Source organism: Streptomyces sp. NPDC001070 (genome assembly GCF_053598835.1).
Map to the genome: position 1 here is coordinate 18,100 of NZ_JBSFLB010000005.1, position 15,347 is coordinate 33,446.

17 protein-coding genes and 1 riboswitch are annotated in these 15,347 nt (G+C 72.9%); of the genes, 10 read left to right on the forward strand and 7 right to left on the reverse strand.

What is annotated here, in order from left to right:
• Window positions 1–37: 37 nt before the first annotated feature.
• The 3 genes from ACWDAS_RS07705 to ACWDAS_RS07715 all read left to right on the forward strand — a co-directional run bounded on the left by ACWDAS_RS07705 (window position 38) and on the right by ACWDAS_RS07715 (window position 3,102).
• Entirely contained in the window at window positions 38–649 is a 612-nt protein-coding gene (locus ACWDAS_RS07705) for a TetR/AcrR family transcriptional regulator (protein ID WP_450387948.1), read from the forward strand.
• 298 nt (window positions 650–947) lie between these two features.
• Window positions 948–1,562 carry a DUF4126 family protein gene (locus ACWDAS_RS07710; RefSeq protein WP_450387949.1) on the forward strand — a complete coding sequence of 205 codons (615 nt, stop codon included), beginning with the start codon at window positions 948–950 and terminating at the stop codon, window positions 1,560–1,562.
• Between the two features lie 10 nt (window positions 1,563–1,572).
• A complete protein-coding gene (locus ACWDAS_RS07715; RefSeq protein ID WP_450387950.1) occupies window positions 1,573–3,102 on the forward strand; it encodes a phytoene desaturase family protein in 1,530 nt (509 codons plus the stop codon).
• Between the two features lie 85 nt (window positions 3,103–3,187).
• On the opposite strand, the gene ACWDAS_RS07720 is transcribed toward ACWDAS_RS07715, so the two are convergent.
• The 5 genes from ACWDAS_RS07720 to ACWDAS_RS07740 form a co-directional block, all read right to left on the reverse strand.
• Window positions 3,188–4,165, reverse strand: coding sequence for a hypothetical protein (locus ACWDAS_RS07720; protein WP_450387951.1), 978 nt, complete (start codon window positions 4,163–4,165; stop codon window positions 3,188–3,190).
• Between the two features lie 56 nt (window positions 4,166–4,221).
• Window positions 4,222–5,139, reverse strand: a complete 918-nt coding sequence (metF, locus tag ACWDAS_RS07725) for a methylenetetrahydrofolate reductase [NAD(P)H] (protein ID WP_450387952.1) — start codon at window positions 5,137–5,139, stop codon at window positions 4,222–4,224.
• Window positions 5,140–5,321: 182 nt separating this feature from the next.
• A complete protein-coding gene (gene thiE, locus ACWDAS_RS07730) occupies window positions 5,322–6,014 on the reverse strand; it encodes a thiamine phosphate synthase (protein WP_450387953.1) in 693 nt (230 codons plus the stop codon).
• A gap of 46 nt (window positions 6,015–6,060) precedes the next feature.
• A complete protein-coding gene (locus ACWDAS_RS07735; RefSeq protein ID WP_450387954.1) occupies window positions 6,061–6,426 on the reverse strand; it encodes an Rv2175c family DNA-binding protein in 366 nt (121 codons plus the stop codon).
• Between the two features lie 161 nt (window positions 6,427–6,587).
• The gene (locus ACWDAS_RS07740) at window positions 6,588–7,793 is read right to left on the reverse strand and encodes an NAD(P)/FAD-dependent oxidoreductase (protein ID WP_450387955.1); all 1,206 of its coding nucleotides are present in this window, start codon (window positions 7,791–7,793) and stop codon (window positions 6,588–6,590) included.
• Between the two features lie 82 nt (window positions 7,794–7,875).
• Window positions 7,876–7,988, forward strand: a riboswitch (TPP riboswitch).
• Between ACWDAS_RS07740 and thiO the strand changes: the two genes are divergently transcribed.
• The 6 genes from thiO to ACWDAS_RS07770 all read left to right on the forward strand — a co-directional run bounded on the left by thiO (window position 7,985) and on the right by ACWDAS_RS07770 (window position 13,705).
• Complete coding sequence (gene thiO / locus ACWDAS_RS07745; RefSeq protein WP_450387956.1) at window positions 7,985–9,139, forward strand: glycine oxidase ThiO; 1,155 nt, start codon at window positions 7,985–7,987, stop codon at window positions 9,137–9,139. It overlaps the preceding riboswitch by 4 nt.
• Entirely contained in the window at window positions 9,136–9,354 is a 219-nt protein-coding gene (thiS, locus tag ACWDAS_RS07750) for a sulfur carrier protein ThiS (protein ID WP_450387957.1), read from the forward strand. Before thiO ends, thiS begins: the two co-directional genes overlap by 4 nt.
• Window positions 9,355–9,360: 6 nt before the next feature.
• Complete coding sequence (locus ACWDAS_RS07755) at window positions 9,361–10,164, forward strand: thiazole synthase (protein ID WP_450387958.1); 804 nt, start codon at window positions 9,361–9,363, stop codon at window positions 10,162–10,164.
• Window positions 10,165–10,292: 128 nt separating this feature from the next.
• Window positions 10,293–12,176 (forward strand): Stk1 family PASTA domain-containing Ser/Thr kinase, encoded by a 1,884-nt coding sequence (pknB, locus tag ACWDAS_RS07760; RefSeq protein WP_450387959.1) that lies wholly within the window; start codon window positions 10,293–10,295, stop codon window positions 12,174–12,176.
• A complete protein-coding gene (locus tag ACWDAS_RS07765) occupies window positions 12,164–13,069 on the forward strand; it encodes a deoxyribonuclease IV (protein ID WP_450387960.1) in 906 nt (301 codons plus the stop codon). The genes pknB and ACWDAS_RS07765 overlap by 13 nt, the downstream gene beginning before the upstream one ends.
• 78 nt (window positions 13,070–13,147) lie before the next feature.
• Entirely contained in the window at window positions 13,148–13,705 is a 558-nt protein-coding gene (locus ACWDAS_RS07770; protein ID WP_450387961.1) for a DUF4396 domain-containing protein, read from the forward strand.
• Between the two features lie 29 nt (window positions 13,706–13,734).
• Here the strand turns inward: ACWDAS_RS07770 and ACWDAS_RS07775 are convergent, their stop codons facing one another.
• Complete coding sequence (locus ACWDAS_RS07775; protein ID WP_450387962.1) at window positions 13,735–14,349, reverse strand: sulfite oxidase-like oxidoreductase; 615 nt, start codon at window positions 14,347–14,349, stop codon at window positions 13,735–13,737.
• Between the two features lie 161 nt (window positions 14,350–14,510).
• Here ACWDAS_RS07775 and bfr point away from each other — a divergent pair, with 161 nt between their 5' ends.
• A complete protein-coding gene (gene bfr, locus ACWDAS_RS07780) occupies window positions 14,511–14,990 on the forward strand; it encodes a bacterioferritin (protein WP_450388214.1) in 480 nt (159 codons plus the stop codon).
• Window positions 14,991–15,003: 13 nt separating this feature from the next.
• On the opposite strand, the gene ACWDAS_RS07785 is transcribed toward bfr, so the two are convergent.
• The gene (locus ACWDAS_RS07785; RefSeq protein ID WP_450388215.1) at window positions 15,004–15,324 is read right to left on the reverse strand and encodes a (2Fe-2S)-binding protein; all 321 of its coding nucleotides are present in this window, start codon (window positions 15,322–15,324) and stop codon (window positions 15,004–15,006) included.
• Between the last annotated feature and the right edge of the window lie 23 nt (window positions 15,325–15,347).

Genomic DNA, 15,347 nt, shown 5'->3' on the forward strand with positions numbered 1-15,347 from the left:
ACGGATCCGGCCGCCGGGACCGTAGAGAATCGTCGTCATGAACAGTGCACGACGCCAGGCCACCCGGCAGAAGCTCTTCCAGGCCGCGGTCACGCTCATCGCCGAGCAGGGCTTCTCCGCCACCACGGTCGACGAGATCGCCGAGCGCGCCGGGGTGGCCAAGGGCACCGTCTACTACAACTTCGCCAGCAAGAACGAGCTCTTCGAGGAGTTGCTGCGGCACGGCGTCGGCCTGCTCACGGCCTCCCTCCGGGAGGCGGGGGCCGGGGTCACCGCGCGCGGCGGCAGCAATGTGGACGCGATCGACGCGATGATCCGGGCCGGGCTCGCCTTCATCGCCGAGTACCCGTCCTTCACGCAGCTGTACGTGGCCGAGCTGTGGCGGACCAACCGCGCCTGGCAGGACACGCTCATGGTGCTGCGCCGGGAGGCGGTCGCGGTCGTGGAGCAGACGCTGCGCGACGCGGTGGCGGCGGAGGAGCTGAGCGACGAGATCGATGTGCCGCTCACGGCGGCGGCGCTCTTCGGGATGGTGCTCGTCGCGGCGCTCGACTGGCTGTCGTTCCAGCCGGAGCGGTCGATCGACGACGTGCACGCGGCCCTGTCGCGGCTGCTGCAGGGCCGGGTCGCCGGGCACGCCCGCGCCTAGGTGTACGCGGCCGGTACGACGGTGCGCCGCCCCGGCGCGGCCCGATCCCCCGTCGGGCCGTTCCAGGGCGGCGCTTCCCCCAGTGCACCCCCGATACGGCCGGGCGCCGCGCCGTTCCGCCGCCCCGTGTCGGCGGTGCCGGTGCCGTGCCCTTCCGTTGCCTCCACCTTGGCGTCCGCGCGGGCCCGCGCCCATCCGTACACGTACTCAAGTGGGGGTCTGAGTACAGGTACTCACTACTGGGCGGTATCGCTCAAAGGGTGCGGTGCTTTTTCGCGGGTCGGTACCATCACGGCCCATGTCGGTACTTCCGCTCGTGTTCACCAGCGGCTGGGCGAGCGGGATCAACGCCTATGCCGTGGTCTTCCTGCTCGGCCTGATGGGCGTCACCGGCGTCAGCGACGAGGTGCCCCCGGCCCTGGAGCGCACCGACGTGCTGATCGCCGCGGGGATCCTGTTCCTCTGCGAGGCGGTGGCCGACAAGATCCCTTACGTCGACACCACGTGGGACGCCGTGCACACGGTGATCCGGCCGGTCGCCGGGGGCGTGGTGGCGGCCCTGCTGGCCGGTCAGAACGGTTCGCTGCCGGAGCTGGCGGCGGCCGCGGTCGGCGGGACGACGGCACTGGTGAGCCATCTGGTGAAGGCCGGCGTCCGGATGGGGGTCAACACCTCGCCGGAGCCGGCGAGCAACATCGTGATCAGTCTCGCGGAGGACGTCGGCGTCGCCGGGATCATCGTCTTCGCGCTCTTCCACCCGGTGGCCGCGGCGAGCATCGCGGCGGTGCTGCTGGTGCTCGGCGTCATCACGGTGATCTTCATACTGTCCCGGATCCGCCGTTTCCGGCAGCGCTGGAAGGCCCGTCGCGAACGCCGCAAGGCCGGTAGCGACGTTGTCGGTGGCTGGGGCTAGAGTCCCTGACATGGCACGGATTGCGGTGATCGGCGCGGGAATGGGCGCCATGGCGGCCGCCGCCCGGCTCGCCACCGGCGGGCACCGGGTGGCGGTGTACGAGCGCGCCGCCACCCACGGGGGCGGGCTGCGGCGGCTGGAGCGCGCGGGCTTCGGCTTCGACACCGGCCCCGGACTGCTGCATCTGCCCGCGGTCTACCGCGACCTGTTCGTCAAGACCGGCAAGGAGAGCCTGGAGGACAGCGTCGCGCTCACCCAGGTCGATCCGGCGAGCCGGCACGTCTTCGCCGACGGCACGGCCGTGTCGCTGCCCAACGCGTCGCGCGGCGGGGTCGTCACGGCCCTCGACGCGGCGCTCGGGGCCGGCGCGGGCGAGCGCTGGAGCGAGATGCTGGTCCGGGCCCGGGACGTCTGGGACGCCACGCGCCGCCCGCTGCTGGAGGACGCGCTCGCCCCCGACCCGGCCCTGCTCCTCCGCGATCCGTATCCGGCGCCCGCCGTGCGGCGCGGTCTGTTCCGGCGCGGCGCGCCCACGCTGGCCGAGGTCGCCGCGCGTGAACTGGGCGACCCGCGGCTCGCCGCGCTGCTCGGCTCGTACGCGCTGGCCTACGGCTTCGACCCGCGTACGGTCCCCGGCAGCGCCACCGTACTGCCGTACATGGAGCAGACCTTCGGCAGTTGGTACGTGCGCGGCGGCATGCGGGCGCTGGCCGACGCGGTGCACGCGCGGTGCGTGGCGCGCCGGGTGGAGTTCCGCTTCGGCGCCGAGGTCGCGGGGATCACGGAGAAGGACGGCCGCGCGGCCGGGCTCGAACTCACCGACGGCACAAAGGTGGAGGCCGACACCGTGGTCGCCGGTGTCGCTCCGTGGCTGCTTCCCCCGCTGCTGTCGCGGGGCTCCGGGGGGTCCTGGCGCGGCGACCGACTGTGGGACGGCGTCGGCCCCGGCCCCGGCTGCGAGGGCCCCGGGCGGCTCACGGTCTGCCTTGCGTTGCGCGGGGCCCGGCCCTCGGACGCCGTGCACCGTACGGTCGTTCACGCCGCGGCCCCGGAGGCCGAGGCGGCGGCCCTGGCGCGCGGGGAGCTGTGCGACCGCCCGACGGTCACGGTGCTGCGCCCCGACGACGACTCGTTGCGGCCCGACGGCGCCACGGAGGCCGTCACGCTGAGCGTCACAGCCCCGCCCCACGGCCCTCAAGGGGTGGACTGGCGGGCACCCGGCCTGGCCGAGCGCGCCGCGGACGCGGTGCAGTCGGTCGCGGCGGCGGTCCTGCCCGATCTGACGGACCGCCTGCTGTGGCGGGCCGTGCACACACCCGCCGACACCGAGGACGAGACGGGCACCCCTGGCGGCCGGCTCCCCCGCCCTGCCCTGGCCGGCGCCGACGGGGCGCATCTGCACCCCGGCAACCGCCTGCTCGTCCCCGGTCTGTACCTCGTGGGCGGCTGGTCCCACCCCGGCGGCGGACTCGCCCACACCGGCATGTCCGGCGCCATCGCCGCGGACCTGATAGCGGGCGGTCCGGGCGGCAGCCGCTGACATACGCGTCCGGCGCCGCCGCGGACGAGAGGTCCTCGGCGACGCCGGGCTGCCGGACTTCCGGCTGGAGCGGGCCGGCAGCGGCCTAGTTGTAGCGGTAGGGGTCGTAGGGGTCGTACTGACCCTGCTGGCCCTGCTGCTGCCCCTGCTGCTGGTCGTAGGTGTTCTGCTGCTGCGGGATGTACGGCTGCTGCTCCCCGCCCTGCTGGGGCACCCAGACGCCGCCGGCCGGGGTGTCGTAGCCGTACTGCTGCGTGCCCTGGTTCTGCTGGTACGGGTCCTGGTAGCCACCGCCGTAGGTGCCGTACGCCGCCTGCTGGTCCCAGCCGCCGGGCTGCTGCTGTTGCTGCCCGTAGGCGTCGTACGAGGCGGCCGCGGGCTGCTGTTGCTGCTGGGCGCCGTTCCAGTCGCCGTAGCCGGTGGTGGCGCCGTAGTTCTCGTAGCCGGCGCCGGCGTAGGGCTCCTGGTTGTAGTTGGGCTGCCCGTTGTACATCGGGTACTCGCCGCTGTCCTCGTGCATGGGCACGGGCTGGTAGACCTGCGTGGAGTCCATCCCGGGCCCGGCGGGGCCCGCGGCGGCCGGCCCGGCGGCCGCGTAGCTGTCGTAGGACTGCCCGACGCCCGCCCCGGCAGGGGTTCCGGTGCCGGAGTCCTCGTACCCGGTCAGGCCGTCCGCGGGCGTCTCGTACGCGGTCATGCCGTCGGCAGCCGCCTCGTCTCGCTGCGCGCCCCGGCCCCTGCGGCCGCCGGCACGGCGCGGCAGCGGCGGTGCCTCCTCCTCGCTGTCCTCGTCGTCGGCGTCCTCCTTGGGAGAGCGCAGCGCCCATCCCTCGACGAAGCCGCGGCGGTAGGAGAGCGTGACGAAGGTCTGGCCGGCGCCGAAGGCGACGGCGCCCACCACGATGACGAGGACCGAGGGCAGGGAGACGCCCAGGACGACGCCAAGGAACCCCGCGAAGGCGAGCAGCCGCCACCTCAGCCGAGCCTTGTACTGCAGGAGCACTTCACCGAGCAGCCACAGCGCGACCACCCCGAAGGCGATGTAGAGCACTGTGTAGGCCATGAGCGCACTTCCTCACCGTTCACCGTCGTCGGCCCACCGGGGCGGCGGCTCCGCCCTCACGACCTCTGGTGCAGTCCCAGATTCTCGTAGATTTCCAACGACGCCGTGGAGTGATTAAGGGTAATGAAGTGCAGTCCGGGGATGTCCTCGGCCATCAGCCGCCGGCACATCTCCGTCGCGTACTCGACCCCGATCGCCCGCACCGCGGCCGGATCGTCCTTGACCGCGAGGATACGGTCCGCGAGCTCTTGCGGGAAAGGCGCGTTGCCCAGCTGGGCGAAGCGCTCGATCTGCCGCACGTTCGTGACCGGCATGATCTCGGGGATGATGGGCGTCTCGCAGCGTGCCTTCCCCACCCGGTCACGCAGCCGGAGATAGTCCTCGGCGTTGAAGAACATCTGGGTGATGGCGTAGTCCGCGCCCGCCCGGCACTTCTCGACGAAGTGACGCGTATCACTTTCCCAGTCCGTCGAGCGGGGGTGCATCTCGGTGAAGGCGGCGACGCCCACGCAGAAGTCGCCCGACTCCTTGATGAGCCGCACCAGTTCGTAGGCGTAGTCGACGCCTTCCGGGTGCCGCTGCCACTCCCCCATGGGGTCGCCGGGCGGGTCGCCGCGCAGCGCGAGCATGTTCCGGATGCCCGCGTCCGCGTACTGGCCGATGATGTTGCGCAGCTCGGCGATGGAGTGGTTGACCGCGGTCAGGTGCGCCACGGGGGTCAGGGTGGTGTCGGAGGCGATCCGCTCGGTCGCCCGGACCGTGCCCTCGCGTGACTTGCCGCCTGCGCCGTAGGTGACGGAGACGAAGGTCGGGCCCACCGCCTCGATGCGGCGGATCGCGTTCCACAGCGTCCGCTCGCCCTTCTCGGTCCTCGGCGCCATGAACTCGAAGGAGTACGAGCGCTCGCCGGAGGCGAGCAGCTCACGAATGGTGACCGCGTGGTCGGTCCTGGTGGAGGCGGTTCCGAGGGCCATGCGCCTCAGGCTAACGGCGAGGGCTGGGACGCCCCAACAGACGCCACCCGAATGTCCACCCCTTGGACATGCCGCGCTCGCGCCGCGAGACGCCCCGAGGGGTGCCCGGTCCTCACCCGGTGCCTGCTCCGCGCCTGTTCAGTGCCTGCTCGGCCCTCGCCCGGCCCTCACCCGGTCCGCGCTCAGTCCTCGTACGAGCGCACTCGCTTGGCCAGCTCGGCCGCCGCCGCGCCCGGGTCGCCGGCCTCGGTGACGGCCCGTACGACGACGATCCGGCGGGCGCCGGCGTCCAGCACCTGCTCCACGTTGGACAGGTCGATCCCGCCGATCGCGAACCACGGCCGGTCCGCGCCCAGGCCCGCCGCGTACCGCACCAGGCCGAGGCCGGGCGCGGGCCGGCCGGGCTTGGTGGGGGTGGGCCACACCGGCCCGGTGCAGAAGTAGTCCGCACCGGGCTCCACGGGGCCCTGGCCTTCGGCATGGGCAACCCCAGCCGCGACTGCGGCCTCGGACTCGGAGTGGCAGGACCGCCCGATGATCACCTCGTCGCCCAGCAGCGCACGGGCGGCGGCCACGGGCAGGTCGCCCTGGCCCAGATGGAGGATGTCCGCCCCCGCGGCATGCGCCACGTCGGCGCGGTCGTTCACCGCGAGCAGCCTGCCGTGCCGTCCGCACTCCTCCGAGAGGACCGCGAGGTACTCCAGCTCCTCGCGGGCCTCCAGGCTCTTGTCGCGCAGCTGGATGACGTCGACCCCGGAGGCCAGCACGGCGTCCGCGAACGCGGCGAACTCCGTCAGGCCGCCCTGGCGCTTGCGCGCGTCGGTGCACAGGTAGAGCCGGGCGTCGGCGAGCTGCGCGCGGGTGCTCGTGCTCATGCGGGCGGGTCCCCTCGGGTGGCTGCTGAGGTGGCGGGCCGGTCGGTCAGACGGCGAGCGCCTGGGCGCGGCGCTTCACCTCGGTGCCGCGATTCTCGCGCAGCGCCTGGACGGGGGTGCCGGGCAGGCTCTCGTCAGGGGTGAACAGCCACTCCAGGGCCTCTTCGTCGCTGAACCCGTCGTCCTTGAGCAGGTTGAGCGTGCCGGTGAGGCCCTTCACGATCTTCCCCTCGCCGATGAAGTCGGCGGGGACCATCAGCACCCGGTTCTCACCCCGGCGAACGGCGATGAGCTGGCCCTCCTTGATGAGCTGACGGACCCGGGTCACCTCGACGTCGAGGCGTTCGGCGATGTCGGGGACGTTCAGCCAGGAAGGGACGAGGGAGTCAATCTTTGCGTCGATCTCGGTCACAGGACAAGCGTGCCATCCCGGACGGGTGCCGTGGAACCGCTCAGGGCACCCATTGCTCCGTCCTGACGGCTCCGCTACGGGTCCGCCATGGGTCCGGCGACCGCCGGCCCCATGGCGGAACGGGGCGGGACAGGGCGGGACGGGACGGGACGAGCGCGGGATCAGACGAGCGCGGCCCTGAGCTGCACCGCCGGATCCGCGGCCAGGGCCTCGTCGAGGTGGACGCCGCGGGCGATGAGCTTGCGGGCCTGGGCCAGGTCGCGGGGCCGCCCCACGGCGAAGAGCGCGACCAGACGGCCTTCGCGCAGCCACAGAACCGACCAGGCGGGCCCGTCCGGGTCGCCGCGCAGCAGCATGTGGTCGCTGTCCACGTGGTGCCCGGCGTACTGCACGAAACGCCCGAACTGCTCCGACCAGAAGTACGGCACCGGGTCGTAGGCCTCGTCGCCGCCCAGGATGTTCGCGGCGGCCGTGCGCGGCCCCTGCACCGCGTTGTCCCAGTGGTGGATCAGCAGCCGCTCCCCGTACCGGGCCGAGGGGAAGGAGGCGCAGTCCCCCACGGCGTACACCTCGGGCACCGAGGTGCGCAGCCGGTCGTCGGCGAGGACCGAGCGGTCCGGTCCGAGGGCGACACCGGAGCCGGCCAGCCACCCGGTCGCGGGCCGGGCGCCGATCCCGACGACGACCGCCTCGGCGGCGAGCACGCTGCCGTCCGCGAGGCGCACGGCGCCCTGCTCGACGGAGGAGACGACCGCGCCGGTGAGCAGGTCGACGCCCGCCTCCGCGTACCAGCCGCGCATCCGTTCGGCGATCCGCGCCGGCAGCACCCCGGCGAGCGGCCGTTCGGCCGCCTCCACGACGGTCACCTCGCACCCCGCGTGGCGGGCCGCCGTCGCGAACTCGGCCCCGATCCAGCCCGCGCCGACCACGACGACCCGATGCTGGTTCTCCAGCACCGGCCGCAGCGCGGTGGCGTCGTCCAGGGTGCGCAGCACGTGCACGCCGGGCGTGCCCTCACTGCCCGGCAGCATGACCGGTTCGGCGCCGCTGGCGAGGACGAGCTTGTCGTACCCGACCGGGCCGCCGTCCGTGAGCAGTTGCCGCTCGCTCGGCCGCAGGGCGGTCGCGTGCCGCCCCAGCAGCAGCTCGACGCCGATGCCGGGGAAGTCGACGTCCAGCAGCGGGCCCTCGTCGGCGCCGAAGAGCACGCCCTTGGAGAGCGGCGGCCGGTCGTACGGGGGGTGCCGCTCCGCGCCGAGCAGCGTGACCGTCCCGCCCCACCCCTGCTCGCGCAGGGACACGGCGGTCTGCACTCCGGCCATCCCGGCCCCGACGACGACGACGCGCTGCTCGCTGCTGCTGGTCACGCGATCACGGTAACGCCGCGGGGGCGCCGCCCGGCGGTACCGGTGCCCTACTCGCTGCCGATGGTGCGTACTAAGGTGGCAGGAGAGCACTCGCGGGAGCCCGGCGCACCGGGCTGAGAGGGCGGCTGGGCGGCCGCCGACCGTACGAACCTGATCCGGGTCATGCCGGCGAAGGGAGGAGCGGGAAAACCATGCACCGTCATGACGTCGTCGTGATCGGCGGCGGGATCATCGGACTGGTCACCGCCTGGCGGGCGGCCCAGCGCGGCCTGCGGACGGCGGTCGCGGACCCCGAACCGGGCGGCGGCGCCGCGCAGGTCGCGGCCGGGATGCTGGCGCCGGTCACCGAGGTGCAGTACGGCGAGCAGGCCCTGCTCGACCTCAACCTCGCCGCGGCGCGCCGCTATCCGTCCTTCGTGGCCGAACTGGAGGAGGTCACGGAGCTCGGCCTCGGCTACCGCACCTGCGGCACCCTCGCCGTCGCCCTCGACGCCGACGACCGCGCGCAGTTGCGCGAACTCCATTCCTTCCAGGACTCGTTGGGCCTTGAGTCCGAGTGGCTCAGCGGCCGCCAGTGCCGCCGTCTGGAACCGATGCTCGCCCCCGGTGTGCGCGGCGGGCTGCGGGTGGACGGCGACCACCAGGTCGACCCGCGGCGTCTGGCCGCGGCGCTGCTGCGCGCCTGCGAGCTGTCCGGGGTGGGGTTCCGGCGGTCGCGGGTGGCGCGGGTGGACGTCGCGGGCGACCGCGCGCGGGGCGTCGTCCTGGAGGACGGCACGCGGCTCGCCGCCGGGCAGGTCGTGCTGGCCGCCGGCAGTCTCAGCGGCCGGATCGGCGGACTGCCCGACCGCGTGCTGCCGCCCGTGCGTCCGGTGAAGGGGCAGGTGCTGCGGCTGCGGGTACCGCGGGCGTACGCGCCGTTCCTGTCCCGGACGGTACGGGCCGTCGTGCGCGGCGGGCACGTCTACCTGGTCCCCCGCGAGAACGGCGAACTGGTCGTCGGCGCCACCAGCGAGGAGATGGGCTGGGACACCACGGTCACCGCCGGCGGGGTCTACGAACTGCTCCGCGACGCCCACGAATTGCTGCCCGGCATCACCGAACTGCCCCTGACCGAGACGCAGGCCGGACTGCGCCCCGGCACCCCCGACAACGCCCCGCTGCTCGGGCGCGGCGCGCTCGACGGCCTGGTGCTCGCCACCGGGCACCACCGCAACGGCGTGCTGCTCACGCCGCTGACCGGCGACGTGATGGCCGAGATCCTCACCGGGGCGGACACCCCCGCGCAGGCCCGGCCCTTCTCCCCCGACCGGTTCACGTCCACACCCCAGGAGCAGTACGCATGACCGCGCCCCTCTTTCTCTCCGTCTCCGTCAACGGCGAGGCGCGGGTGGTCGCCGCGGGCGTCACCCTCGACGGCCTTGTCGCGACCCTGACCGCCTCCCCGTCCGGTGTGGCGGCCGCGCTCAACGAGACCGTCGTACCCCGCGCCCAGTGGCCCGTGACCCCGCTCCGCGACGGCGACCGGGTCGAGGTCCTCACCGCGGTCCAGGGAGGCTGACCCACCATGGCCGACGACCCGCTGACCATCGGCGGCACCGCCTTCGACTCCCGCCTGATCATGGGCACGGGCGGAGCGCCCAGCCTGGAGATCATGGAGCAGGCGCTGCTCGCCTCCGGCACCGAGCTGACCACGGTCGCCATGCGGCGGCTGGACCCCACGGTCAAGGGCTCCGTGCTGTCCGTGCTCGCCCGGCACGGCATCCGCGTGCTGCCGAACACCGCCGGGTGCTACACCGCGGGCGAGGCCGTCCTCACCGCCCGACTGGCGCGGGAGGCGCTGGGCACGGACTGGGTGAAGCTGGAGGTCATCGCCGACGAGCGCACGCTGCTGCCGGACCCCGTGGAACTGCTGGAGGCGGCGGAGACCCTCGTGGACGACGGCTTCACGGTGCTGCCCTACACCAACGACGACCCGGTGCTCGCCCGGAAGCTCGAGGACGCGGGGTGCGCGGCGATCATGCCGCTCGGCTCGCCGATCGGGTCGGGGCTCGGCATCCGGAACCCGCACAACTTCGAGCTGATCGTCGAGCGGGCGACGGTGCCGGTGATCCTTGACGCGGGGGCCGGTACGGCCTCGGACGCGGCCCTGGCGATGGAGCTGGGGTGCGCGGCGGTCATGCTGGCCTCCGCGGTCACCCGGGCGCAGGAGCCGGTGCTCATGGCGGAGGCCATGCGGCACGCCGTCGAGGCCGGACGCCTCGCGTACCGCGCGGGGCGCATCCCCCGCCGCCACTACGCCGCCGCGTCCTCCCCCGCTGCGGGACTCGCCACGTTCGACCCCGAACGCCCCGCCTTCGGTTCCCCCTGACTCCCGCGGTACCCGCCGCTCACCCCGCCACCGCACCGGTCACGGGCCGGTTGCGGAACCGCACGAGTGGGGCACAACTTGGGCGCTTAGCCCAGAAGGGTCATCTTGGCACCGTAAACTGCACCGTCGTGGATACGACGCTTCAGGACCCGCTCGTCGGGCAGACGCTCGACGGCCGCTACCGGGTGGAGTCCCGGATCGCGGTCGGCGGCATGGCGACGGTGTACCGGGCGCTGGACACCCGCCTGGACCGTGTGCTGGCCCTGAAGGTCATGCACCCCGCCCTCGCCGCCGAGTACGGCTTCGTGGAGCGCTTCATCCGCGAGGCGAGGTCGGTGGCGCGCCTGGACCACCCGAATGTCGTGCAGGTCTACGACCAGGGCATGGACGGCACGTACGTCTACCTCGCGATGGAGTACATCGCGGGCTGCACCCTCCGCGACGTGCTGCGGGACCGCGGCGCCCTGCCGCCCCGCGCCGCGCTGGACATCCTGGAGCCCGTGCTGGCCGCGCTGGGCGCCGCGCACCGCGCGGGCCTGGTGCACCGCGACATGAAGCCGGAGAACGTCCTCATAGGGGACGACGGCCGCGTCAAGGTGGCGGACTTCGGCCTGGTGAGGACCGCGGACACGCACACCACCTCCACGACCGGCGTCCTCGGCACGGTCTCCTACATGGCGCCGGAGCAGATCGAGAGCGGCACGACCGACGCCCGCACCGATGTGTACGCGTGCGGGGTGCTGCTCTACGAGGTGCTGACCGGCGGCAAGCCGCACACCGGCGGTACGCCGATGCAGGTGATCTACCAGCACCTGAACGAGGACGTCCCGGCGCCGTCCGCCGCCGTCCCCGGGCTCGCCCCGCAGCTGGACGCGCTGGTGGCCGACGCGGCCGCCCGCGACGCGGCCCGGCGCCCCGCGGACGCCGCGGAGCTGCTGGGACGGCTGCAGGCGGTCCGCCAGAGCATGACCGCCCAGCAGCTGGACGTCGTTCCGCCCGGCGCGCGGACCCCCGCGCCCGGCCCCGCCGTCCCGGCCGGTTCCGAGGAACGCACGGCGGTGGTGAACCGCACCGCGCGACTGGAGCTGTCGCCCGAGCCGCCCCGGCCGCAGCCCCGGCCCGCGGCCCGTTCCCGCAAGCGCCCCGGGGTGGTCGCCGTCGTGGCGACCCTGCTGGTGATCCTCGGGGTCGGCGCGGGCGTCTGGTACATCAACGACGGCCAGTTCACCAGGACGCCCGCCCTCGTCGGGCTGACCCGGGCCCAGGCGGAGCAGCAGCTGCGCGACGCCGGGCTGGGGGTCAAGGTCGTGGAGGCCTTCGACTCGACGACGAGCAGGGGCAGGGTCGCCTCGACCGACCCGGGGACCGGTGAGCGCATCCGGGACACCGGCACGGTGACGATCACCGTCTCCAAGGGCCCGGAGCGGGTGAAGGTGCCCGACGTCGTGGGCCGGACGCTGGCGGAGGCGAAGCGGGCGCTGAAGACCGCGGGCCTGACACCGGCCACCGTGACCAGGGAGTTCAGCGACGAGGTGCCGCAGGGCCGGGTGATCTCCACCGACCCCGGCTCGGGCGCGAGCAGGCGGCCCGACTCGGGCGTCTCGCTGGTGGTGAGCAAGGGTGTGCCGGTCGACGCCCCCGACGTGGTCGGGCAGCCGCTGGAGGACGCCCGTCTGCAGCTGGAGGACGCCGGGCTGCGGGTGAAGGTCGACCCGCGGCGGGTCTACTCCGACCAGGCGGACGAGGGCGCGGTCGCCGAGCAGAGCCCCGGCGCGGACACGCAGCTGGCGGCCGGCGACACGGTCACGCTCACGGTCTCCAAGGGCCAGGAGATGATCGAGGTCCCGGACGTCGTGGGCCTGGACGCCGACAAGGCGAAGGCGAAGCTGGAGGGCGCGGGCTTCGACGTACGCGTGATCCAGTTCTTCTTCACCGGCAAGGTCAACAACCAGTCGCCCGGCGGCGGCACCGAGGCACCGAAGGGCAGCACGATCACACTGTGGGTGCGCTAGCCACCACCACCGACGGCGGCGCTGCCGCCGCCCGCAACCCGGTCGGCGGCCATGTCGCCGTCGCCGGCGGCCTGGCCACCACGGGGCTGGCGGAGGCCGCACGGATGGGCGCCGAGACCGTGCAGGTCTTCGTCGCCAACCCGCGCGGCTGGGCGACCCCGGCGGGCAGCCCGCGGCAGGACGAGGAGTTCCGCGAGCGCTGCGCCGCCGAGGGCATCCCCGCGTACGTCCACGCGCCCTACCTGATCAATTTCGGTTCGCACACGGAGGCGACCGTCGACCGCTCGGTGGACTCGCTGCGCCATTCCCTGCGCCGGGGCCGGGCGATCGGCGCCCTGGGCGCGGTCGTGCACACCGGTTCCGCGACCGGTGGCCGCGCCCGGGCCACCGCGCTGGCGCAGGTGCGGGAGCGGATGCTGCCGCTGCTGGAGGAGCTGACGCACGACGACGACCCGTGGCTGCTGCTGGAGCCGACCGCGGGGCAGGGCTTCTCGCTCTGCTCGCTGGTGGAGGATCTGGGCCCGTACTTCGACGCCCTGGACCACCACCCGCGGCTGGGCGTCTGCCTGGACACCTGTCATGTGTTCGCGGCCGGTCACGACCTCGCGGCGGCCGGCGGGGTGAAGTCCACCCTCGACGAGCTGGTGGCGACGGTCGGCGAGGGACGGCTGAGGCTGATCCACGCCAATGACTCCAAGGACGTCGCCGGCGCCCGCAAGGACCGCCACGAGAACATCGGTGCCGGTCACATCGGGGCCGCCGCTTTCGGGGAACTGTTCCGCCACCCCGCGACCGAGGGCGTCCCGCTCATCGTGGAGACGCCGAACGGCGGCCCCAAGGGCACGGGCATGGCGACGGACGTGGCCGTGCTGAAGTCCTTGCGTCCGGCCTGACGGAATACCCCCGGGGGGTATATCGTTGGGGCTGTCGGAATGCACCACGCCGCCGCACTCACCTCTGGGGGACGCAGGATGCAGCACGTCGAGCACTCCCACCACGGACACCACCACACGGACCACCAGGACCACCTCGGCGCGCCCCGCCGCACCGAGAAAACCGATCACACCGGGCATGCCGGTCACCACACCGCCGGCCCCGCCTCCTGGGGCACCGCCGTCCAGGCCACCCTGCACTGCCTCACCGGCTGCGCCATCGGCGAGGTCCTCGGCATGCTGATCGGCACCGCGCTCGGCTGGCACAACGTCCCGACGATGGCCCTGGCGATCGTGCTGGCCTTCGTCTTCGGCTACTCGCTGACCATGCGCGGCGTGCTGCGGGCCGGGCTGGACCCGCGCAGCGCGCTGCGGGTCGCTCTCGCCGCCGACACCGTCTCGATCGTCTTCATGGAGCTCGCGGACAACGGCACGATCCTGATCTTCCCCGGCGCCATGGACGCGACGCTGTCGGACGCGCTGTTCTGGCTCAGCCTCGCACTGTCCTTCGCGGTGGCCTTCCTGGTGACCACGCCGGTCAACAAGTGGATGATCGGCCGCGGCAAGGGTCACGCGGTCGTCCACCAGTACCACTGACCGGCGGTGGAGGGGCGACTCCCGGCCCGTCAGAGCTCCGGCCCGTCGCCGGGCTCCTCCTGGTACGAGTAGCGCTGCTCGACCCAAGGGTCACCGATGTTGTGGTAGCCGCGCTCCTCCCAGAAGCCGCGGCGGTCGGACGTCATGTACTCCACGCCCCGGACCCACTTGGGCCCCTTCCAGGCGTAGAGGTGGGGCACGATCAGCCGGGCCGGGAAGCCGTGCTCCGCGGTCAGCGGCTCACCGCCCCGGTGGGTCGCGAATATCGACTTGGGGTCGGCGAAGTCCGCGAGCCGCAGGTTGGAGCTGAATCCGTACTCGGCCCACACCATGACGTGCGTGACCTCGGGCGCGGGCGGCGCCAGCCGCAGGATCTCGGCGGTGGCGACGCCGCCCCACTCGACGCCGAGCATGCTGAACTTGGTCACGCAGTGGAAATCGGCCATGACCGTCGTGTACGGCAGCGCGGAGAACTCCTCGTGGTCCCACGCGTGCTTGCCGCCGTCCGCCGTGGCACCGAAGACCTGGAACTCCCACCGGTCGGGCTTGAACCTGGGCACCGGACCGTAGTGGGTCACCGGCCAGCCGCGCTGAAGCCGCTGCCCCGGGGGGAGCTCCCCTTCGCGGCGTTCCGACTGACCCATGCATCCATGGTGACAGACCGCATGCAGTGCTACCGACCAGCACCCGGATAAAGCATGACAACTCGGGCCACCGGAGTAAGTGTGAACTTACTGGATCGCTCTCACCGGCGGTGCGAAGATGCGCCCATCGTGTGGATTCCTCCCGAAAGGACGGGCTTGCCATGCAGGGCGACCCCGAGGTCATCGAGTTCCTGAACGAGCAGCTGACGGGCGAGCTGACGGCGATCAACCAGTACTTCCTGCACGCGAAGATGCAGGAGAACCTCGGCTGGACGAAGCTCGCCCAGTACACCCGGCACGAGTCCTTCGACGAGATGAAGCACGCGGAGGTGCTGACCGACCGCATCCTCTTCCTCGAAGGGCTGCCGAACTACCAGCGGCTCTTCCACGTCCGGGTGGGCCAGACCCTCACCGAGATGTTCCAGGCCGACCGCCAGGTCGAGGTCGAGGCGATCGACCGGCTCAAGCGCGGCATCGAGGTCATGCGGACCAAGGGCGACATCACCTCGGCCAACATCTTCGAGGACATCCTCGCCGACGAGGAGCACCACATCGACTACCTGGACACCCAGCTCGACCTCATCGAGAAGCTCGGGGAACCGCTCTACATCGCGCAGCTGATCGAGCAGCCGGACAGCTGACCGGAGCCGCGGTTCAGGCGGCGGTGACCGCCGCGGCCGCCGCGACCGGCACCGGCATCACGGGCGGGACCGGCACGGGGACCGGCAGCGCGGAAGGCGCCGCGGGAACCTCCGCCGGCGCCGCGACGGGCGCCGCGGGCGCCTCGGTGCCGAGCTTGGTACGCGTCGCACAGGCTTCGCCACGGCCGAGAAGCGCCTGTATCCGGCGCACACAGGAACCGCAGTCCGTACCCGCCTTGCAGGCGGAGGCTATCTGGCGAGGTGTGCAGCGGCCGGCGTCCGCATGCTGCTTGACCTGCTCTTCGGTGATGCCGAAGCACGAGCAGACGTACACGCGGTTCACCTCTCTCTTGGTCC